Consider the following 24,503-nt stretch of genomic DNA (forward strand, 5'->3'; position numbering starts at 1 on the left):
ATTTCATTATGCCTATTATTATTTTTAATAATAATATTCTCTTTTAAACTAATTTGTTTATTAGTAAAGCCATATTTTTTTTGAATAGAAGTAGTGAGTTCTGGTAAAATACATGCTTTTGATAAATCAGAACTATAAACTTTATCAATTTTTTCTTTTATCTCTTTTTCTTCTTTTTGTTTTTCTTCGCTTGAATCTTCATTATTAGTTTCTTTTTTATTTTCCTGTTTATTATCCTCTCCGCTTCCTTTTTTTGTAAACTTTCCGTCTTTATCTCTTTCATGTTCTTCTTCTTTGAAATTAGGCGACTGCCCACCTTCGGTGCTGGTATTATATCGTTCCAAAAGTCATATTCTAATTCTTTTAAGTTCTTATTTGGGTGCGGAATTGAGGCAAAGTTCATTAATCTGTTTTTTATTTCTTCTATTGTGTTTTGGTCTTGAGTTGTTATATACGATAATGAAACATTTATCCTACTTTCTAATTCTTTTTTGAAATCAGGCTTTAAATCTTCAATTTTATATTTCTGTAAAGTTGGGGCAACTCTGAACACGCCTTTTTTTATGAATTGATTATATTCATTTTTTAATTTAGAGCGTACTTCTTTATTGACACTTTTTAATACTTTATCATAATCCTTTTTTATGCCTTTATCTATTGCCCTGATAAGTGCCTCAATTTTTGTTTTTGATAAAATATCATTAATGCTAAATAAATTATCATCGAAAAATGACTTTAATATTCTTTTTGCTGTGTCAAATAAGCTAAGCATAACTACAGTATAAATCAAACAACAAAAAAAGATTTATACGATAGTTAGTTTATTAATGAATATTTTTAATTAATTATTTTTATTTTTTATCTTTACTTATTACAAAACTATGTTAAAATAAATTATAGCTAGGATGAACTGCAGAAAATCGCGCTCGCCTGCCGTGATATTTAGTATTTACTAAATTGATACGATGGAGGGATTCGGAATATCCGGCGCGCGTCCTCCCATTCTAGCTTTTATTATGTTTTTTAATTTTTCTATTTCTAGCATTATTATCAATTATATGATAATTGATAATTTCATAGTTTTCTTTTTCTTCAGATAATTCTAATAATACTATATCGCTATGTTCATTATCTGTTCTTGTTATGAAATTGTGATATGTGGGTTTGTCTGGATTCGCCTTTAATATCAATTCTGGTTTATATAAAGCATTTCCTATTATTCTTTTAGCTTTTTCTTCAGTAATATCGGGGTGGCTTGCCTTATTTTTTTCAATTATATTCTTTTTTAATAAAATAGGCTTATCTTCTAAACCTTGTTTTTTCAAAAAAGATTTTGGAAAGTTAGGCAGAGTATTATCTTTTGTCCAGTCGATTTTTTCAAGCTGTTCAATTTTTTCTTTTATTTGTTTTTCTTCGCTTGAATCTTCATTATTAGTTTCTTCTTTATTTTCCTGTTTATTATCTTCTCCGCTTCCTTTTTTTGTAAACTTTCCATCTTTATCTCTTTCATGTTCTTCTTCTTTGAAATTAGGCGACTGCCCGCTGTAAGCGTCAGTATCTGCTTTTATACCGCTGACACTTGGCGGTTTATTAAAATTTGCCTCATCTTCACTATTATTTTTACTATAATCAAACATTGCCTCATCATCTGCCGCATCTGTTCCGCCCATCCCGTCCATTCCTTGAGGCGGAGAGTCTAATTCCATTTCATTCTTAAATATTTCGCTTTCGTTTAGCTCTTCTTGTATGTCTGCTATATTTGCCCCTAATTGCTGAGCTTTAAGTAAATTATCAAGTTTTTTAGCATTATTGTCTTGAGTAACGCTTTCAGGTTCAGGAAATAAATTGCCGTATTCAAACTTGAAGTTTTCTGCCCAGCTTCTAAATATTTCGCTGTCTGTTTTGTCCTGATATTCGCTGTATTTATAACGCATATCATCAATAAAAGCACTGTCCCAAGCCTTGAGCATGACATAATAATCAGTAAGGTTGTATAAAGGAGTGAGTTTATTTTCTCTAAAACTTTCTATTATTGATATTTCTGTTTCTTTATCTTTATCTCCCTCGCTGAATCCGTTTGAAAGACTTTTATCAAATAGTATTGAGGCAGGCGTATCATTCAAGGCTTTTGTTATATCATCTTCAAGTTTATTAATGCTTTCTATAAGTCCACTTAAATTAGAAATAGGAAAATCTTCGATTGTGCTGTCAGCTGAAATAGATTTTTTAATGTTTTTTATTTGGTAAAGAATTGATATTCATTTTATATATGTTATAATTTTTTTATAGGGTAGGATTGCCGTCCCACCCCCATTTTTTGTTTTTTAATTACTATTTAAGTAAAGCTACTAATGCAGTAGTTAAGCTCGCAATCGCTATGATGAGTTCTGTTAAAGCTTTAATCATAGCGATTTTTTCTTGCTGTTTTTTAACCATCTTATTACCTCCAATTTATTATTATATTGAAATTATAAATCAAACAATAAAAAAAGATTTATACGATAGTTAGTTTATCGATGTTTTGGAATATTAAAAAGCCGACATCATTTTTAATGACATCGGCTTGTATTTTTTATTTGCTTTATTTATTTTCTTCCATACCTATTATTTTATCAAGTACGATTTTTTTTGAATATAAGCCAACACTCATATCATTTTCCTCAGCATATTTTTTTAAAAGCTAATTTTCTTCATCGCTTATTCTAAAAAATATAACATGAGTATTTTTTTTATTTTCTTTTTTCTTTCTACCAGCACCTTCTCTAGCACCGCCGTGAGTGTTTTTTACTTCATCGCCCATTTTATCACCCATATTAAAATAGATATTGAAAATATAAATAAAGATATAGAAAAAATTATTTTAGATAAATTATTAATTTTTTCTAATGTTTTTTCTTTCATAAAAAATTGACCTCCATAATGTTTTTATTATATTATAATGCGTCTGGATTTATAATATTACCAGTTAGTTTTAGTTATTAACAGATTTTAAGTATTATGTTTATTGCTATTAATAATCAATCGATAGCTTTAATAACTTTGTTAACATTGATTAAGATATTAAGCTAATCACTTTTTTATTTTTCACCATCTTTTTATCTTTTGATTGACTTATCATAAAAACTTTGTTAAACTAAATATAGAGTTAGTATGAATGGCAGAAAATTTGTCGCCCTCGACTGCCGCTTGCTTAATTTTAAGTACTGCGATGGAGGGAACGGGCGTCCTCCCTACTAACTCTTTTTTTATTTTATAAAAGTCTACTATTTTATAATTCTCTTTCTTATCTTTAATAGATATTAAAACTATATTTTTTCACTGTTTATTTTATCTAGTAATATTTTTTTAGCATATTGTCCTATACTTAAGTTATTTTCTTTTGCTATTTGCTCTATTTGTAAATATAGATCTTTATTTACTTTGAAAGAAATAGATTTAACAGGCTTTACTTTTTCTTCATCTGGAAGTTTCTTTCTTCCTGCACCTTTTCTTGCTCCGCCTCTCGCCATGATATATTATCCTCTAATTATGAAAGATATAGATAAAATTATAACTGATAAAGATAATATGATAAAACTAGCAAATTCTATATTTTTGATTGTTTTCTTGTTCATATATTGACCTCTAATTTAATATTTAATTTGTATAAGTGTTTAATAACTTCTAACATTTTTTACTGTTTAATAATTTTATAATTATTAAATCTCATATTAAAAAAATTATCCATTTTTTGACATAAATATAATCAAAGCTATTGAAGTAATGATTTGACTTGTAGAAAGAGTTATAACAGCAATTACTAAAGCTTTTAACAAAGAATCTTTATTCATAATTTACTCCTGATATTATTGTTTATATTTTTTTATAATCATTATCAAATTTATTATGCTTAAAAGTAAAGCATAAATTGATATTGTATATGTAATAATTTTTAACATTTTTACTCCTAAACTGTAATTATATATTATTTATTAATAAAGTTAATAGCATATTTTAAAAAAATAGAATAATGTTTATATGCATATATTAATGATTCTAAAATAATTGATAGTAGTCTGTAAGTATTGACATAAGTACAGCTTGCCTTTGGTGAGAATATGATCCTTTAAATTAATATATTAAGTATTATATATATTTTTTTAATTATTTATTGAAAAATATTAAATATTTTTTATATTTACAACAAATATCAGAAAAAATATTTTACTAAAGTGTCAATTTTGTATTTTTTAAAATAATTAATAAATTTTCAAAAATTATTTACTAAAAATGCATTTTATTGTATAATACTTGCAACAAATTTTTAATAAGGAGTAATATTCATGAAGGTTGAAGAATTAAAACATGAACAGCTTAAAGCTTGGATTAAAGAAGTAGCAGATATGTGTCAGCCAAAAGATATATATGTTTGTGACGGAACTAAAGAAGAATACGATAGCTGTATGAATGGTTTAGTAGAATTAGGTTTAGCAAAACCTTTAACTAAAAGACCACATAGCCATTCTTTTAGAAGTGACCCTTCTGACGTAGCACGTGTTGAAGATAGAACTTTTATAAGTTATCCTGATAAAGAAGATGCAGGCCCTACTAATCACTGGATGGCTCCAGATGAATTAAAAGGCACTATGAAAGAATTATATAAAGGTTGTATGAAAAATAGAACTATGTACGTAATTCCTTTCTCTATGGGTCCTGTTGGTTCTCCTATAGCTAAAATAGGTGTAGAAATCACTGACAGCCCTTACGTTGTATGTAACATGCATATAATGACTAGAGTTGGTACTAAAGTATTAGAAGTATTAGGTTCTAATGGTGAGTTCATACCTTGTTTACACTCTGTAGGTGCTCCACTTGCTGACGGTGAAAAAGATACTAAATGGCCATGTGCTCCAATAGAGAAAAAATATATTTCTCATTTCCCTAATGAAAACTTAATCTGGTCTTATGGTTCAGGTTACGGCGGAAACGCTTTACTTGGTAAAAAATGTTTCGCTTTACGTATCGCTTCTGCTATGGCTAGAAGAGAAGGTTGGATGGCAGAACACATGCTTATCTTACGCCTAACTAATCCAGAAGGTAAAAGATTCCATATCGCTGCTGCATTCCCAAGTGCTTGCGGTAAAACTAACCTTGCTATGTTACAGCCAACTATCCCTGGTTGGAAATGTGAAACTATAGGTGACGATATTGCTTGGATGAAAATAAATCCTGAAGACGGCAGACTTTATGCTATCAACCCAGAAGCTGGTTTCTTTGGTGTAGCTCCAGGAACTTCTTATGATTCTAACCCTATGGCTATGGAATCAATCAAAGAAAACACTATATTCACTAACTGTGTAGAAACAGATGACGGCGATGTATGGTGGGAAGGTATGGGAGAAGCTCCTAAACATGGTATAGACTGGAAAGGTAATGACTGGACTCCAGAAAGCGGTGAAAAAGGTGCTCACCCTAATGCTAGATTCACAGCTCCTGCTAGACAATGTCCTGTAATTTGTCCAGACTGGGAAGATCCTAAAGGTGTACCTATAGATATATTCATCTTCGGAGGAAGAAGAGCTTCAGTTATGCCATTAGTACATGAATCTTATAACTGGGATCATGGTGTATTTATGGGTTCTACTGCTGCTAGTGAAACTACTGCTGCTAATATCGGTGCAGTTGGTGCATTAAGATTTGACCCATTTGCTATGCTTCCATTTGCTGGTTACAATATGGGCGACTATATGAACCACTGGCTTGAAATGGGAGATAAATTAGGTGATAAAGCTCCTAGAATCTTCTATGTAAACTGGTTCAGAAAAGATGCTAATGGTAAATGGTTATGGCCTGGATTCGGTGATAACTCAAGAGTATTAAAATGGATGTGTGAAAGAGTTGAAGGTAAAATCGAAGCTGTTGACACTCCTATCGGAAGAATGCCTAAAGAAGGCGATTTAGACCTTAAAGGTTTAGATATTCCTGAAGCTGATTTCAAAGAGCTTATGAGAGTAGATGTTGAAGCTTGGAAAGATCAAGCTAATCAAATCGAAGCTCATTATGCTAAATTCGGTTCAAGATTACCAGAAAGACTTAAAAAACAATTAGAAGAATTAAGAGTTAGATTAAGCAAATAATTTTAGTTAATAGTTTTTCTTAGAAATATAGCCAATAGTTTAATTTAATATTAAGCTATTGGCTTTTTTATTGCTTTATATTAATTTAATATTCATTTTTATTAATTATAATTTTTTGTAATATATAAGTAATTTAGTTTTATTATAATTTGTATTTAGTTTATATGATCTGATTTAAGAAATATATTTTTTATATTATTAATTTTTTATGATAAACTATAAGTTTATAACTGATGAATTAAAATAAAAAATTAGTATATACCTAAACAACTATATTTTGTCAATTTTTATACTTTGTAAATCTAAATTATAATTTTTTATAATATCAAATATTATTTCATATTTGTTGGATATGTTTTACATATAAGATAAATTATTAATTTTTGTACAATAATAAGTAATCAACCGCACGTATAGAGGACTTTCGTCAATAATAAGTGATACCGTGCGGGAAGGTGCCGCAGCTCGCGGTTGACAAACTTAAAAGTTTTCAGTATATATAAAAATAGGCTTGAATTTATTATTAAAATCCAAGCCTATTTTAATTTATATTAAATTATAAAAACTATTCTAAATAACAGTGATGGAATCTGTGGAAACCTAAAGAGTCATAATATACACCTTTAAGTTTTGGAGATACTAAAAGAGGTTCTGTATAGTAATATATTGGTATTATAGCTTCCTCTTTCATTAACATTTCTTCTGCTTTATGCATAGTTTCCATTCTGAATTTCTGATCTCCTGAAAGCATAACTTGATTTATCATATCATCATAAGCTTTATTGCTGTAAACACTATAATTGTTTGGAGAATAACTTATACATAAAGTCATAAAGTTTATAGGATCATTGAAATCTCCGTTCCAACCGCCTCTAGCCATTGTTATATTTCTGTCATATCTAGTTTGTAGAAATACTGCCCATTCTTCTTGTGTTAAAGTAACATCAATACCTAAATTCTCTTTCCACATTTGCTGAACAGCTTCAAATATTTTTACATGAAGTCCTGGATCTGCTTTAAACTCCATAACAGGGAAACCGTTTCCATTAGGATATCCAGCTTCAGCCATTAATTTTTTAGCTTCTTCTACATTAGCTTTGTATCCTTCTTTACTTACATCTATATATTCACCGCCGTTTTCTCTGAAATCGCCATCATAATCTGATATACCATAAGGAACTAAAGCACCAGCAGGTTTTTCTCCGCCTCTTGTTATTTGATCAACTATATAGTTTCTATCAATTGCAAGAGATAATGCTCTTCTTACTCTTACATCTTTTAATATATCATTTGTTAAATTCAAACAATAGTAATATGATGATATTCTAGGCTTTATTACTATAAGTCCTTCATCTTGTAATGTTTTTATATCTTGTCTAGGGAATGATCTGGCAAAATGCAAAGTTCCAGCTTTTACACCAGCTACTGAAGCAGTTTCATTTTCCATAAGAACAAATGTAATTTTATCAGGTACAATAGTTTCTACATTCCAGTAGTTTGTATTTTTTACCATTATAAGGCTTTCATCTCTGTTTCTTTCTACAAGTTTGAAAGCACCATTTCCTATATAGCTTTCAGCATTTAAAGTCCATTGATCTCCATATTTTTCAATGATATCTTTTCTTAAAGGATAGAAAGTAGGGAAGCTTAAAAGTTCCAAGAAATATGCAGTAGGAGCTTCTAATTGAACTTCTAATGTGAAATCATCTATTGCTTTTATACCCAAATTTTCTTTAGGCATATCTCCGGCTGTTATAGCTTTAGCATTTTTTACAGGTTCATGCTGATATCCGTATTGACTTCCAGTTGCTGGATTTACTACTCTTTGCCAAGAATAAACGAAATCATTTGCTGTAACTATTTGACCATCAGTCCATTTAGCATTTGTTCTTAGTTTAAATGTATATGTAAGTCCATCATCACTTATTTCCCAGCTTTCAGCAACTCCTGGTATTAATTTGCCATTATCATCTTTTTCTACTAATCCTTCAAATGTATGAGTTAAATAAAATACTGCATCTGATGTTACATTTATACTAGGATCTATGGTATTTGGTTCAGGACCAGTGTTAATAAATATTGATATTCCATCTTCTTTTTTATTGTTGTTTGAACATGATATAACAAATAAAAAGATTAAAAAAGATATAATTATTTTATTTATTTTTGTCATCTTTCCTCCTAACGTTAATTAAAGAAATAACTTTGTAAAGTATTATTTTTAATAGTATACACTTTATATGGATTAAAGTCAATTTTATATTATGTTTTATAACAGTTTTTATTCTATTAGATAAGCTCTAGAAAAATCATGCTGACCCATAGAATCGTATATTACCCCTTTTAATTTAGGACATACTAATAAAGGTTCATTATAAAAATAAATAGGTATTATAGCCATATCTTGTATTAATAATTCTTCTGCTTTATGCATAGTCATCATTCTATGTGAAGAATCAGTAATTAAAGTAGCTGTTTTAATAAAATCGTCATACCTTACATTACTATATACACTATTGTTATTAGGAGAAGAACTTAAAAATATAGATAGAAAATTTATAGGGTCATTAAAGTCTCCATTCCAACCGCCGCTTGCTATGTCTATTCTTTTTGCGAATCTTTTCTTTACTAAATCCGACCATTCTAATTCTTCCATTTCAACATTTATGCCGAGATTTTCTTTCCACATTTTTTGAATAGCTTCAAATATATATTTATGTACTCCAAGTGTAGTTGTAAAAGTCAAAGTTGGGAAGTTGTTTCCATTTGGATAACCTGATAACATCATAAGCTTTTTAGCTTCTTTAACATTCTTTTCATAATTATCTTTAGTTATATCTATATAATCTCCGCCGTTTTCTCTAAAATCACCAAAGAATCCTGGTACTCCATAAGGAACTAATGCAGCTGCAGGTTTTTCTCCGCTTTTAGTTATGTTTTCAACTATATAATTCCTATCTATGGCAAGAGATAAAGCTTTTCTGACATTAACATCTGATAAAACACTATTTGTTACATTTACAAAATAGAAATAAGATGATATTCTAGGAACATTATGTATATATCCGTCTTTTTCTAATGATGAAATTTGATCTCTTGGGAAATTTCTTGAGAAGTGAAGAATACCTTTTTTTACAGAATCAAGAGAGTATTCATTATTATTTTTTAATATGAATTCTAATCTGCTAGGTACAACTTCAGAACTATTCCAATAAAATTCATTTTTTTCCATTATGATATATTCATTGAATTTTCTTTCAACAACTTTAAAAGGTCCATTTCCTATAAAAGTTAAAGGATTGTCTGTCCAACTTTCTCCAAATTTTGATATCATATCTTCTCTTAAAGGAGAGAATGTAGGATATGCTAAAATTTCTAAAAAGTAAGTTATAGGCATTTCTAATATAATTTCCAATGTATAGTCATCAATGGCTTCAACACCTAGAAATTTAGGTTCTAATTCTCCATTAAAAATAGCTTTTGTATTTTTTATAACATTATATTGATAAGCATATTTACTTCTTGTTTGAGGATCAAATAATCTTCTGAATGAATACACAAAGTCATTTGCAGTAATTCCTTTTCCATCACTCCAATAAGCATTATCTCTAAGATTAAAAGTATATACAAGACCATCACTGCTAATACTCCAGCTTTTTGCAACAGCTGGTATTATTTTACCATCTTTATCTTTTGTAACCAAACCTTCAAATATATGTTTGAAGTATATTAATGTATCTGATGTTACATTAACACTTGGATCTATTGTGTAAGGTTCTGAACCTATATTTATTTGTAAAGCGAAATATTGATTTGTATATTTATGCGGTACAGTTTCTTCTATTTCAGAACAGGATATGTTTAAGAAACATACAAAAATAAATAATAATATATAAAATTTATTCGACATTTTATTTTACCTAATTATATTGTTTTTCTTTGATTTGAGTATATATTTTATATGCTTTAATGTCAATTAATATTTTTTAGTATTTTATTCTCTAAGTTTGAAATATTCTATTATTTTTTTCAGTTCTTTTGATTCTTCTAAAAGAGATTTAGAAGTTTCAGCTGCCTGATTGACTATTTTATAATCTTTATCTTCTGTTTTTTCTCTAGTATTATCTTGATTATGATCATTTATTTGACCTACAATTTCAGACATATCATTAGATTTGCTTGAAACTTTATTTATCTTCCTTTTTACTGTATTAAATAAATCATTCAAATATTTTGCAATGTTATTAATACCTCTGCTCATGTCTCCAATTTCATCATTTAATTTTAAATAATTTTCAGATACACTCCAAGATATATCTCCAACTGTGATCTTTGTAAGATTATCATTTAATTCATTCATAGCTGACACAACATATTTATTTATTGTAGCAGGTACTATTATTACTATTAAAATGATTATAATAGAAATTATAACACCAATCATAATCATCATTTTATAATTATTTTTTAATATAATTCTAGCAGGCATAGCTATTTCAATACCCCAATAAATATTACCAAACATTTTTATTGGTTCTATTGAATAGAAATATTTATATGAATTTTTTTTATTATATGCTTCAAATATTACACTTTCATTAGAGTGTATTTTTTGTAATATATTTTCACTGCTATGCGGCTGATGTAAATTGGTAAAGTTTTCTCCTGTACAATCTTTATCTGTATTACAGAAAATAATTGTTCCTTTATCATCAAATAGGGTAGTAGTGAGATTGGTTTGTATAAAATTCATTGAATCTAAAGCTACATCTAAACTAGCTACTCCTATAATTTGATTGTTGCTTGACATTATAGGAATAGAATATGTGTACATTGCTACATACTTGCCTTGTATAGGATAAGAATATAAAGAAGTAATATAAGGTTTTCCAGTTTGTACAGGGACATTAAAATAATCTGATTGTAAATCTGACCTTTTTAGATTTGTCATTAATATATTATTATTTGAGTCTTTGCTTATATATATTCCAAGACGTCCGTTAATTCTTTTATATATAGGATCATCTTTATATAAATCATCATCATCTATTGCTTTAGGCAGAAATAGTATAGATATAGCAAATGAATTAGTACTCATCTTTTTAGAAAAATTATACATAAAATCTTCATATATTTCTCTTTTTCTAATATTGTAATTGTATAGCTGCTCTACAGAATATTTTAAATTATTAATATAATTTAATTCTGAATCTATTAAGTTTTTCATTTTTAATGATTCATTTTTTGATATTTGAGATATAGTAAATAAAGACATTTTTTTAGTTATATTATAAGTATAAATTATATTTATAATACCAAATACTAATATTATAGTTATTATTGGTATAATAATAAACATACTAATTTTTATATTTAAACTTACCTTGTTGTCCATACTAATACCTATATATAAATGTTATATATTATTTTTTTAATTTGAAATATTCTATTATTTTTTCCAGTTCGCTTGATTCTTCTAAAAGAGATTTAGAGGTTTCATTTGCCTGATTAACTATTTTATAATCTTTATCTGTAGATTTTTTTATTGCTTCATCTTTGTTATCTTCATTTATTTGTTCTAAAATTTCTGACATATCATTAGATTTGGTTGAAACTTTATTTATTTTTCTTTTTACATTGTTAAATAAATCATTCAAATATTTTACTGTATCATTAATACCTCTGCTCATATCTCCAATTTCGTCATTTAGTTTTAAATAATTTTCAGATACACTCCAAGATACATCTCCTTCTTTGATTTTGGAAATATTATTATTTAATTCATTCATAGCTGATACGACATGTTTATTTATCGTAAAAGGTACTATTATTATTATTAATACAATAATAGCTAATATTATAATCCACATCATTATTATAATTTTGTAATTAGTTAAAAATTCTGCTTTAGCGGATACAGCTAATTCTATTCCCCAATATACATCATCAAACATATGCAAAGGCATAAAAAGGTGAATATATTTACTTAAGTTTTTTTTGTTATATGATTCTTTTAATATAGTATTATTGGAGTATATAGTTTCAAATAAATCACTGCTTCCATATACATCAGATAAATTAGTAATATTTTCACCTACGCTATATCTGTCTGTAGCACAATAAATAATATCTCCTTTATTATTAAATAAAGAAACTGAGTATCCATTTGTATCATCATAAAATATAACATTGTCTAAAGATAAATTCAAAGAAGATACAGCAATCATTTCATTATCTTTAGAAAATATAGGTATTGAGTATGTGTACATAGGTTTATATTTTCCTTGTACAGGATAATATTTTAAAGTTGTAATATAAGGTTTCTTAGTTTGTATAGTAGTATCTAAATATGAATATTCTAAATCTGATTCTTCAAGATTAATTCTTGATATATTATCTTTTTCCATATCTTTAACTAAAGATATAGCCAATCTTCCATCAATATTTTTGTAAAGAGGATTATTGATATACATACTATCATTATCAATAGCATTAGTAAAGAATATTAAAGATACAGATACAGCATTAGTACTCATTTCTTGAGCAAACCTATTCATTAAATCTTCGTATACTTCTCTTTTTCTAACATCATAATTATATAAATTTTCTACAGAATATTTTATATTATTTAGGTAATTCAATTCAACATTTATTATACCTTCTATTTCATATACTTCTTTGGCAGACATTTGAGATATTGCAAATAATGCCATTTGTTTTGTTATATTACGTGCATAAATTGTATTTATAACACCAAATATCAATATTATAATTATTATTGGTATAATAATAAAAATGCTGATTTTTATATTTAAACTTACCTTATTACTCATATTACTCCTTTATACATTAGTTTCTTAATTTGAAATATTCTATAGCATCAATTAATTCATTAGCTTCATTTAATAGAGATTGAGAAGCAGCAGTAGCCTGTTCTACTAAAGCAGCATTTTTTTGAACAGATGAATCCATTTCATTTATAGCAATATTGACCTGTTCTATACCTTTTTGCTGTTCCTGTGAAGCTATATTAATTTTATCCATAATAATAGAAGCATTATCCATTTTTTGTGCAATATCGGAAAATATATCTTTAGAATTTCTTACACTTTCAGAAGCTAAGTTAGTTTTTTCATTACTATCTGCTATTAAAGCACTAATATTTTTTACTGATTCTTGAGTATTCTGTGCTAGGTTTCTTACCTCACTTGCTACTACTGCAAAACCGCGTCCCTGATCTCCGGCTCTTGCAGCCTCAACTGAAGCATTAAGTGCAAGTATATTAGTTTGGAAAGCAATATTTTCTATAAGTTTAGTGATATCCATTATTTTAGCACTAGCCTCATGAACATCGTCCATTTTTCTAACACTTTCTTCTACTATAGAACCAGCTTTATCTAAAAACTCTTTAGCATCTGATACTATAGATGTACTTTCTGATACGCTTTCAGTTGATTCTTTTATAGTGCCAGCCATTTCATTCATAGAAGCTGCAGTTTCTTCCAGACTAGATGCCTGGGATTCTGTTCTGTTTGCTAAATCATTATTACCAGCTAAAACTTGATTTGCAGCAGCAGAAACTTGCTGAGCAGAATTTTTTACTGTTAAAACTACTTTATTTAAATTACTAAGTATTTTATTACAGCTTTTGGCTATATCACCCCATTCATCGTTCATATTTAAGAATTTTTCTGATACAGTAAATGATATATCTCCGTTTGATATTTTTAACATATCTTGAGATAAACTGGAAATAATACTTACTACTTTATTTTTGATTATTATTGGTATTAAGATAGCAGATATTATAATTATTAGAAAAGATATTAAAATCATTGTGTTTCTCATCATATCGCTGTCTTTAAATATTTCTTTACTAGCGGCCATTATTTCAAGTATCCAATATTGTCCGTCAACAACTTCTAAAGGAATAAAATAATAAGTTGCATATCCTTTATAATAACTTGTATAATCTGAAAAATATACTGTTCTGTTTGCAAAAATATTTTCAGATACTTGGTGACTTTTATATAAAGGATATATATCATAAATATTTTTTCCTAAATTAAGTGTTTCTTCAGCATCATATAATAAATTACCAAAATGATCATATAATAAACCTTCAGAATTTTCAAAAGGTTTTATTGCTTTCATAGTTTCATTTAATGTTGTTATTTTTATATCTCCTGTTATTACACCTATAGGTTTGTTTTGATACATTATAGGCACTGCCCAGGTATACATTTGTATTTTATCATTATTTCCTATATCAAATTCATATATTCCAGACAAATACTCTTTTGCTTTTCTAATAGGTTCTGTATAATAATCAGCTTCTATATCCTGACGAGGAAGTGCTCTTTCTGTAATATTGTTAGCTGAAGACCTCGATATATAATATGTTTGCTGACCTTCTGTTAAAGGATAAATATTAATATAATCTGCATCATTACCTACAATATTTGGTTCAAATGTTAACATAACACCAACAACAGTGTTAGGAAGAACATTAAAGAAAGTTTTTACAGCATCCTCATAAGCTTTTCTATCTCTAACTCCAGAACTATACATGTTTTCTACTGTATATTTTAATCCAGTTATTTGATAAAGGCCTTCTTTTATAACTGCACTTAACTTATTTCTTTCGCCTTTTGCAGCTTCTTCTAAAATTTTGTATGATAACTTACTGCTTATACTTTGAACATAAATAATGTTGATTACATTTGATATAATCATCATTATTAATAATGGTATTAATATAACTAAACTAATTTTTACTTGAAGACTAACTCTCTTAAACATAATAAAACCTTCTATATAATTAATTTTTTAATTTAAAATATTCTATAGCTTTTAATAAATCTTTTGCTTCGCTTAATAAAGATTCTGATGCAGAAGTAGCTTCTGATACTAAAGCAGCATTTTTCTGTACAGATGCATCCATATTGTCAATTGCTATATTAACTTGATCAATACCTTTTTCCTGTTCTTGCGATGCAGTATTAATCTTGTCCATTATATTAGAAACACTGTCCATTTTTTCTAATATTTCATTGAATATGGTATGTGATTCCTGTACGCTGCTTGCCGCTAATTTTATTTTGTCATTACTATCTGTTATTAAGGAAGTAATGCTTTTTACTGATTCTTGTGTATTTTGTGCTAAATTTCTAATTTCACTAGCAACTACTGCGAAACCGCGTCCCTGATCACCAGCCCTTGCAGCCTCTACTGAAGCATTAAGAGCAAGTATATTAGTTTGGAAAGCAATATTTTCTATAAGCTTAGTGATATCCATTATTTTAGCACTGGATTCATGAACCGCATCCATTTTATTAACGCTGTCTTCTATTATGCCGCCTGCTTTATTTACACATTCTTTTACATTCATTACCATAGATGTGCTTTGAGCAACACCTTCAGCTGATTCTTTTATAGCACTAGCCATTTCATTCATAGAAGCTGCAGTTTCTTCCAGTCCAGATGCTTGGGTTTCTGTTCTTTGAGATAAATCATTATTACCTATCAAAACTTCATTTGCTGCATTTGAAACTTGTTCTGCTGAATTTTTTACTGTAGAAACAACATTTCCTAAATTCTTTAAAGTATTTTGTAATCCTCTTGCTATATCTCCCCATTCATCATTCAATTTTAAAAAGCTATTTGAAATACTGAAAGATATATCTCCGTTTGATATTTTAGTAATATCTCTTGCAGTAAACCCTATTAATTTTGTTACTTTTCTTTTTATTATTAGAGGAACTATTATAGAACTTATTATTACTATTAATGCTGATATCATAAACATTATATTTCTTATAATATTTGAATCTTTTAATATAATATCATTAGGAGCAGTTATTTTTAATCCCCAATAATTTCCTTTTGACATTTCTATAGGAGTAAATGAATATGTGTAGTATTTTTTCAATGTTCCGCTGAAATTTTCAAACAGCAGATTTTCTCCGCTTTTTATTTTATTGAATACATTATGTTCATTGTAGTACGGATATATTTCATCAAGCGTTTTAGATATATACTCACTTTTATCACTATCATATATTATAGTTCCTGCATTATCAAAAAATGTAATAGTTGTTCCTTCAAATGGTTTTATTGTTGATAATAAATCGTTAATGGAATTTATAAATACTTCTAAACATATCACACCTATAACTCGATTTTCTTTTTTTATTGGTACAGCCCAAGTATAAAGCAAATCTTTATCATTAACAGGGGATTTATATATATCAGATATATATATTTCTCCAGTACTTAAAGTTTTTGTATATGCTTCATTTTGGAAAATTCTAGTATCAAAATGTGAGGCTTGAATTTTAGAGTTATTATTTTTTGATAAGTAATAAGTGAAACGTCCATTTGCAGGACCGTATTTTTCTGAATTTGTATAATCTGAATCATTGCCAATTATATTAGGCTCAAATGCTATAAGTAAACCATTAACTTTTTGAGGCAGTTCATCAAAAAAACTATATAAAAGCCTCTCATAAAATGGCCTGCTTAAAGTACCGTCATTATAAAATCCTCTTACAACTCTCTCCAGTCCTATAAGAGAATATAAATCTTCTTTCATGTACGATAATAATTTGGCCGCTTCTCCTTTTGAGTTTTCTTCTAATATTCTATATGATAAATTCTTACTGGCTGATTTTACATATACAATATTTACTGCATTTGAAATAATAAGCATTATTAATAAAGGTATTAATATTGCTAAACTAATTTTTATTTGAAGTCTAAATTTTTTAATCATAATTAAGCCTAATATAATTGCTTTTTATTTTTTCACAATATTATACATTTTTTATTTGCAATTTCAATAATTAAAAAAAAATTTATTATTAAATAATAGTTTTGTTAATTTTTTTTATATTATTTGCCTTTTAGTAAAGATATTTTTATATTTTTTCAGTTCATTATTACTGTTTTTATATAAACAAATAATGAAATGAAAAAATATATTTTATATTAATTATTTTTTAAATTGAAATATGATATAGCTTTTAATAAATCATTAGCCTCACTTAATAAAGATTCTGATGCTGAAGTAGCCTCTGATACCAAAGCAGCGTTTTTCTGTACAGATGCATCCATATTATTAATAGCTATATTAACTTGATCAATACCTTTTTCTTGTTCTTGAGCAGCAGTATTGATTTTATCCATTATTGAAGCAGCATTATCCATTTTTTCTAATATTTCATTAAATATAGTTTTTGATTCCTGTACGCTGCTAGCTGCTAATTTTATTTTATCATTACTGTCTGTTATTAAAGAAGTAATATTTTTTACTGATTCTTGTGTATTTTGTGCTAAATTTCTTATTTCACTAGCAACTACTGCGAAACCGCGTCCTTGATCGCCAGCTCTTGCTGCCTCTACTGAAGCATTAAGAGCAAGTATATTAGTTTGGAAAGCAATATTTTCTATAAGTTTAGTGATATCCATTATTTTAGCACTAGCTTCATAAACATTATCCATCTTATGAACACTGTCTTCTATTATGACTCCTGCTTTATTGATATATTCTTTTGCATCTATTACTATAGAAGTACTTTGAGCAACACCTTCAGCTGATTCTTTTATAGCACTAGCCATTTCATTCATAGAAGCTGCTGTTTCCTCCAAACTAGATGCTTGAGATTCTGTTCTTTCTGATAAATCATTATTACCTATTAAAACTTCATTTGCTGCAGTTGTAACTTGTTCTGCTGAATGTCTTACTGTATTTATTACACTATTAAAATTATCCATAGCTTTTTTCCATCCTCTAGCTATGTCCCCCCATTCATCATTTTTCTTTTCAAAGCCTTGAGATATTTCTATAGTTAAATCTCCAGTAGACATGGCCATAATATCTTTAGCTAAAAGTATTATTATATTAGATACTTTCTTTCTTATTATTATAGGTGTGATAATTACAGAAACTATCAATATAAATATTAATATCCCTATCATTATATTTCTTATATTTGTTGTTTCTGCCTGTATAACTCTGCTTGGAGTAAGAATTTCTATTCCCCAATTATATCCTTCAAACATAGTTACAGGTGATATTACATAAGTTCCAACTTCATCAAATACTGTTGTGAAATGTTCAAAATTTAGTGATTTTCCTGCTCTTACATTTTCTATTATTTGGAAATTTTTATACCAATCATATACATTATAAGCATTCTCTCCTATACCATCTGATTTTCCGGCATTATATACCAAATTTCCAGCAGTATCGAATAAAATAACTTGACTTTCAGGATAAGGTTTTATTTTTGCTATAGAGGCTGCCAAACTTTCAGGAGATACATCGGCAACAACTACACCTATATTTTTGCCATTACTATCAAATATAGGAATACTCCAAGTATATATTTCTGTTTTTGTGTTTCCTATATTGTATAAATAAATAGGTGTTATATGCGGTTTTGATGTGTTTTTAGATACAGTAAAATACTCAGCATTTAAATCTGATGCTACAAATTTTTGCTGAAAAGCATTTCCATTATTTTTTGCAAAATATACCCCAAATTGTCCTGCTATATCAGCATAAAATTCATTATTGACGTAATTTGCATCGCTATCTAATAAGTCTTTATTAAATATACAACCCATAGCAACTATATTTGAATCTTCATTTTGTACATAATTGCTTATTACGCTTGAATATGTGTTTCTATCTCTTATACCTATACCATATAAATCTTCTAATGTAGATGCTAATTCTGATAAATAAACATATTCGATTTTTAATATATTTTGGCCTCTGTAAGATTCTGCTTCAACTGATTTTTTTAGATAGTCTAAAGATTTTTTTCTGTTTACATTATTTACTAAGATTATATTTACTATACTGGACACTATAATCATAGCAAAAAATATACTAAGTATTAATAAACTAATTTTAAATTGTAACCCTACTTTTTTAAACATAATAATGACTCCATAAAATCATAATTATTAAATTGTTTTTATATATTTTAATTATCAAGATGTTTTATATAGTCTTAAAATTATTTTTTGAATAAAATACTTTATACAATTTTCAGTTCTGTTACTTGAGGTTGGCTCCTAATTTGTATATTACCGCTCTATCACACTATTTCAACAATTATAAATTATGCTAGCATTAAAAATTAAAAAAGTCAATACGAAAACTCTTTGTATAATTGTAAATAGTAATTTTTTTACTATAAATGATAATTTGATATGTATTTTTAGCTTCTATTAATGTTTGAAGATCTAATTAACTTTTTAAATGATATAGTAAACATTGTTACAGTTGTACATACAGCGAGAAAATCTGCTATAGGTTCTGCCAACAGTACAGCAAAAACTTTATCTTCAAGAAATATTGGCAATATAAATATAAGAGGTATTAATAGTATTACCTTCCTTAATATGGCTAAAAAAGCTGATATTTTGGCATTTCCCAAAGCTACAAATGTTTGCTGACATGCAGTTTGAGCTCCGAATATTAAAGAACTGGCCATATATATTCTTAAAGCCCATATACTGTAATTGATTAATTCTTCATTGCTTGTAAATATTCTTACAAAAAGATATGGGAAAAATTCGGATATTACCCACATTAAAGTAGAAAAAGAAACACAGCTTATCAATAATATTTTGAAGGTATTTTTTACTCTGTCAAGATTATTAGCTCCATAATTATAACTAATGATAGGCTGAGCACCTTGAGTAAGTCCCATTATAGGAAGGAAAGAAAATTGCATTATACTGCTTAATATTGTCATAGCACCTACAGCCAAATCACCGCCATATTTTAATAGTGAAGTATTAAAGGATACGAATAAAACGCTTTCAGTAAATTGCATTATAAAAGGGGAGAAACCTAAAGCCAAACATGGAAGTATAACACTAGGGGATATTCTTAAATTTTTGAATTTTAATTTTAAAATAGTCCTTTTAGATGTCATGAATGAAAGTATCCATATACATGATATAGCCTGTGATATAATTGTGGCAAGAGCAGCACCTCTTACATCCATGTGAAATACGAATATGAATATAGGATCTAGTATTATATTAGTAATTGCTCCTATTAGTACAGTGAACATGCTTGTTTTTGCTTTTCCTTGTGCAGTTATAAAAGTATTAAGTCCCAAAGCTAATTGAACAAATATTGTTCCTATAGAATATATTCTTAAATATCTCAAGGCATAGATTATAGTGTTTTCACTAGCACCAAAAATCATAAGCAATGGTCTTGAAAATAGTAATAATATTATAGTCAAAGTAATTGATATAATGATTAATGTCATAGCACAGTTGCCGAGTATTTCTTCTGCCTTATCATAATCCTGCTTTCCCATCATAATTGATGCACGTGGAGAGCCGCCCATACTTATAAGATATGCAAATGCCGATACTGCCATTATAACCGGCATTGTTACTCCAACCCCAGTTAAAGCCATAGCACCAATATCTTGAATATGTCCTATATACATTCTGTCTACAACATTGTACAAAACATTTATTATTTGTGCTGCTATTGCAGGAAGTGCTAATTGAAATAATAATCTTCCAACAGGTTTATTGGATAAATCATTAGCCTTGCTATTTGTATCATTTAAGATTGCTTCATTTCCCATAAAAATCCCATATAATAATTCTTTAATATTTTTTATATAATAAACTTATTTATATTTTAGTCAAACTTATTACATCTAAATATTATTGACTTTAAAAATTAATGACTATATTATTAATTTAAAACTATAATTAGGATATCAAAATGAAAAAAATAGGCTTGATCTTTATTATTCTTTTTATCATTTTATGTGTTTCATGCTCCAATAATACTAATAATGGAACAAAAGTTCTCACAATAGTACATATGAATGATACTCATTCAAAAAACAGAGAGTTTATAAAAGTATCAAAAGAAGATGGTATTACTAATAGATACGGCGGTGCGGCAAGAAGAAAAACTTTTATTGATAATATAAAAAATGATAATAAAAATGTTATAGTTATGCATGCAGGCGATACTATTACAGGAAGTGTATTTTCTATAGTTTATCAGGGAATGGACGAAGTTGAACTTATGAATGACATTGGTGTTCAGGTATCAGCACTTGGAAATCATGAATTTGATTTTGGAATAGATCAGCTGAACAATATTATAAGCAATAGAAATTTCCCAACAATAGCATGCAATGTAAAAGTAATCGCTACAGGTGAAAATTATGTTCTTCCATATATAGTAACAAATATTAATGGAGTAAATACTGCAATAGTAGGAGTTTTACAAAGCGAGAAGATGAATATTACTCAGGGGCTTGATTATGTTGATATAGAAGAAGAGGTATCATCATTAAAAAATCTTTTAAAAGAAATTCCTTTAAATACCACTAATGATGTTACCATATTATTAAGCCATGCAGGATTCGATATTGATAAAAAAATAGCACAGGAGATTCCAAATACATTTAATATTATAGTAGGAGGTCATACTCATACAGTATTAGAAAAACCGGTTATTATAGGAAAGACGTCTATAGTTCAGGCTGGACAATACGGAGAGTATATAGGTACTATAGATATAATATTTAAAAATGGAAAATATGCTTATCCTGATTATAAACTTATAAGATTAGATGAAACTATAGAAGAAGACAAAACTATATTGGCAAAAATAGATGAAATGCAAAGCCAAGTTGATAAAGAGTTTAATATAGAAATAGCTTCTTTACCTTATGCTTTAACAGATGAGAATGTGAGAAATAAGTCTACAGCTTTGGGAAATTTCGTTTCTGATATAGTAGCATCATCTCAAAACAGCATCGATATAGCATTAATAAATTCTGGTTCTTTAAGAGGACAGCTTCCGGGCGGAAAAGTTACATTAGGAAATATTTATGAGTTTTTCCCATTCGATAATTTAATAATACTTACAACTTTAAGCGGAAAAGATTTAAAAAATATATTAGAGTTATCAGCTTCAAGAAAAGGGGAGGGAGCGTTTTTACAGATATCAAAAGACTGTATTATAAATTTTGACAGTAACGGAAAACTTTTAGAATCATACATAAAAGGCAAACCTATAAATGACAATGAAAAATATGTAGTTGCCGTTGCTGACTATATATTTAACGGAGGCGAAAAGTATATAGATTCAAACGGAAAGCCTTTGTTTCAATATGGAGAAAACATTATACATACAGGACTTGATATGAGAGATTTAATAATTAAAACTTTAAAAGAATATAAAAATATTCCTGAAACTTCTATTGATGACACAGAGCGTATAATATTTAATTAAAATTTTTTTATATATAATTAAAAGGGGCTGTAAAAAACAGTCCCTTTTATTTTTAGAAATATTTTTTATTAATCTATTTCTCTGATAACCTTAAAGAAATTATCTATAGTAGCCTGAGATATTATCTTTTTTTCATAATACTCTATTATATTATTTTTGAATAAACTAGAAGCAAGTGCATCTTTATGTTTTTTATCTATTCTAAAAAATTGCTTATCCATATTATCAAATAAATCTTCTATTGTAATAAAATTAGGGTTAATATCTTTAAGCTGAGTTATTCTCAAACTTGTTTCTTCTGCCAACTCTGCAAATTGATCTGCTGAAATATCGCTGTCAATTAATAGAGTAGGATTTTTTGATAATTGACATAAAGAATCTATTATATCTTTTTTTTGTCTTTCATCATTAGGTTTTCCAACTCCATTAATAGGCATAAAAGCGGTATTTATTTCTTTGTTTTCTATATGCTCCATTAATAATTTGAAAGCTGTAAGATAATTATAATCTGTAATGCCTTCAACATATATTATTCTAGTGTCTCTTGTAATATCTATATGTTTTACACCGAATGCATTGATAATTTTTTCTAATGAATCCACTTTTCCATAAGTAGCGGAGAAGTCATTTTCTATTTTTACGCCTATGCCATCTTGTTTTGGTTCCACTATTTTTAATTCATCTAAATGATTAATATCAGCAAAATAAGGATTTTGTATAGATGTTATTATAGTAATACCATTATCTTTTGCAAACTGTTTTAAAAATTTTCTAAGCTCTTTTATTAAAGGTACTGATAAATGCTGCTCAGGCTCATCAATTATTATTATATCTCCTTTTTTTAATTCATTAGGATTTATTGTATTAAAGAACAAGCTGAAAAACCAATTAAAGCCATCGGATTCATTTTCTAAATTTGTAAGCCCGTTTTTTGTTTCAAAATATATTTTTATAAAGTCTTTTTCTAGTGCTGCTTTGAATCTATATTCATTATTTGATTTATACATCTTATTGAATTTTTTTGATATAGTGCTGTCAAAAAGTTTATTTATTTCATTTTCTGTCTGTTTTGTGAAAGCAGTATCTGATAATATATTTTCATAATTGTTTATTAAGTTATTATACATATCCATATTACCTGCAGCTTTGAATAATGAACGTAGAAAATTAGATTTAGATATAATATTTCTTGGAGGATTACATATACGATTACCATCCCTATACATATAACATTCCACTGTAAGCTCACTGCTTTTTATATTTTCTTTATGGACATATATATTTATATCTTGACATTCAATTTCCATTAATATTTTTTTAAATTCTTCTATGTAATTTTGATTAGTCACAATTACATTAAAATTGAACTCATAATATCCAGAAATTTTATTTAGTTTATAGAATCTTGCATCAAGCAAGCTAATTAATAATTTTAATTTATCTGTATTTTCATTATATTTAGATAGTATATCCGTTATTTTTGATACAGCATAATTTAATATATCTTCATAAGTATATTTCTCTTTTGATTTATTATCAACTCCATAATTATTTTTATAAACATAGTATATTTCATTATATTCATATCTAATAAAACTATTACTATTATTAGGAAGTTTAAATGCCCAGTCTATTATTTTTAATAAATAATCTTTACTTAATATGGTATCAATATTAATGTTATTTTCTTCTAATTCCCATACAAGTTTATATTTGTTTTCATTTTTTATAATTTTATATTTACCTTTATATATAAGTCCGCTGTCTACTTCTAAAAATATTTCTAATTCTGGTTTGCAGTCTTTAAAGCCGTCTATTTTGGGATTATCCCTTTTATCATCTATGCCGCCTTTAAATGCTTTTTCTACTGCTGAAAGTATATTGCTTTTACCAGTGCCGTTTGCTCCTATAATGCTAATTAATGCACCCTGTTCTACATCTCCGTTAAGATATAATCTGCCGTATTTTACTTCATCTTCTCTGACTGCTGAATTATTTTCTTTATCTTTGTTTACTATTACAGGGTTAATGTTTCTGAAGTTTTTAATTGTTAAGTATCTTTTCATAAGTTTTCTCCTTTGATT

The 24,503-nt window shown here is 27.5% G+C and carries 14 protein-coding genes; 2 read left to right on the forward strand and 12 right to left on the reverse strand.

Features of this window, described 5'->3' with window-relative positions; genetic code table 11:
* The 3 genes from Q0K52_RS06355 to Q0K52_RS06365 all read right to left on the reverse strand — a co-directional run.
* On the reverse strand, positions 1–344 hold a 344-nt coding region (locus Q0K52_RS06355), incomplete at its 3' end, for a hypothetical protein (RefSeq protein ID WP_297297638.1).
* A 660-nt stretch (positions 345–1,004) separates the two neighbouring features.
* Positions 1,005–2,123 (reverse strand): hypothetical protein, encoded by a 1,119-nt coding sequence (locus tag Q0K52_RS06360; protein WP_297297640.1) that lies wholly within the window; start codon positions 2,121–2,123, stop codon positions 1,005–1,007.
* A 1,182-nt stretch (positions 2,124–3,305) separates the two neighbouring features.
* Positions 3,306–3,509: a hypothetical protein gene (locus Q0K52_RS06365; protein WP_297297642.1), complete on the reverse strand. Its 204-nt coding sequence runs from the start codon at positions 3,507–3,509 to the stop codon at positions 3,306–3,308.
* Between the two features lie 813 nt (positions 3,510–4,322).
* On the opposite strand from Q0K52_RS06365, the gene Q0K52_RS06370 reads away from it, so the two are divergent.
* A complete protein-coding gene (locus tag Q0K52_RS06370; RefSeq protein WP_297297644.1) occupies positions 4,323–6,116 on the forward strand; it encodes a phosphoenolpyruvate carboxykinase (GTP) in 1,794 nt (597 codons plus the stop codon).
* Positions 6,117–6,681: 565 nt separating this feature from the next.
* Here Q0K52_RS06370 and Q0K52_RS06375 read toward each other — a convergent pair.
* From Q0K52_RS06375 to Q0K52_RS06410, 8 genes are all read right to left on the reverse strand, one after another.
* A complete protein-coding gene (locus Q0K52_RS06375) occupies positions 6,682–8,280 on the reverse strand; it encodes a peptide ABC transporter substrate-binding protein (protein ID WP_297297716.1) in 1,599 nt (532 codons plus the stop codon).
* 117 nt (positions 8,281–8,397) lie between these two features.
* On the reverse strand, positions 8,398–10,026 hold the full coding sequence (locus Q0K52_RS06380; RefSeq protein ID WP_297297646.1) for a peptide ABC transporter substrate-binding protein: 1,629 nt from the start codon (positions 10,024–10,026) through the stop codon (positions 8,398–8,400).
* Between the two features lie 84 nt (positions 10,027–10,110).
* Positions 10,111–11,511 carry a cache domain-containing protein gene (locus tag Q0K52_RS06385; protein WP_297297648.1) on the reverse strand — a complete coding sequence of 467 codons (1,401 nt, stop codon included), beginning with the start codon at positions 11,509–11,511 and terminating at the stop codon, positions 10,111–10,113.
* Between the two features lie 28 nt (positions 11,512–11,539).
* On the reverse strand, positions 11,540–12,949 hold the full coding sequence (locus tag Q0K52_RS06390; protein WP_297297650.1) for a methyl-accepting chemotaxis protein: 1,410 nt from the start codon (positions 12,947–12,949) through the stop codon (positions 11,540–11,542).
* Between the two features lie 16 nt (positions 12,950–12,965).
* Positions 12,966–14,918, reverse strand: a complete 1,953-nt coding sequence (locus tag Q0K52_RS06395; protein ID WP_297297653.1) for a methyl-accepting chemotaxis protein — start codon at positions 14,916–14,918, stop codon at positions 12,966–12,968.
* Positions 14,919–14,937: 19 nt separating this feature from the next.
* Positions 14,938–16,890, reverse strand: coding sequence for a methyl-accepting chemotaxis protein (locus tag Q0K52_RS06400; protein WP_297297655.1), 1,953 nt, complete (start codon positions 16,888–16,890; stop codon positions 14,938–14,940).
* Between the two features lie 215 nt (positions 16,891–17,105).
* Complete coding sequence (locus Q0K52_RS06405) at positions 17,106–19,064, reverse strand: methyl-accepting chemotaxis protein (protein WP_297297657.1); 1,959 nt, start codon at positions 19,062–19,064, stop codon at positions 17,106–17,108.
* A 284-nt stretch (positions 19,065–19,348) separates the two neighbouring features.
* Positions 19,349–20,746: an MATE family efflux transporter gene (locus Q0K52_RS06410; RefSeq protein ID WP_297297659.1), complete on the reverse strand. Its 1,398-nt coding sequence runs from the start codon at positions 20,744–20,746 to the stop codon at positions 19,349–19,351.
* 143 nt (positions 20,747–20,889) lie between these two features.
* Between Q0K52_RS06410 and Q0K52_RS06415 the strand changes: the two genes are divergently transcribed.
* Positions 20,890–22,419, forward strand: a complete 1,530-nt coding sequence (locus tag Q0K52_RS06415; RefSeq protein WP_297297661.1) for a bifunctional UDP-sugar hydrolase/5'-nucleotidase — start codon at positions 20,890–20,892, stop codon at positions 22,417–22,419.
* A 68-nt stretch (positions 22,420–22,487) separates the two neighbouring features.
* Here the strand turns inward: Q0K52_RS06415 and Q0K52_RS06420 are convergent, their stop codons facing one another.
* On the reverse strand, positions 22,488–24,485 hold the full coding sequence (locus Q0K52_RS06420) for an AAA family ATPase (protein ID WP_297297663.1): 1,998 nt from the start codon (positions 24,483–24,485) through the stop codon (positions 22,488–22,490).
* Positions 24,486–24,503 lie beyond the last annotated feature (18 nt).

It is taken from the genome of uncultured Brachyspira sp. (genome assembly GCF_944390845.1).
GTDB lineage: Bacteria > Spirochaetota > Brachyspiria > Brachyspirales > Brachyspiraceae > Brachyspira > Brachyspira pulli.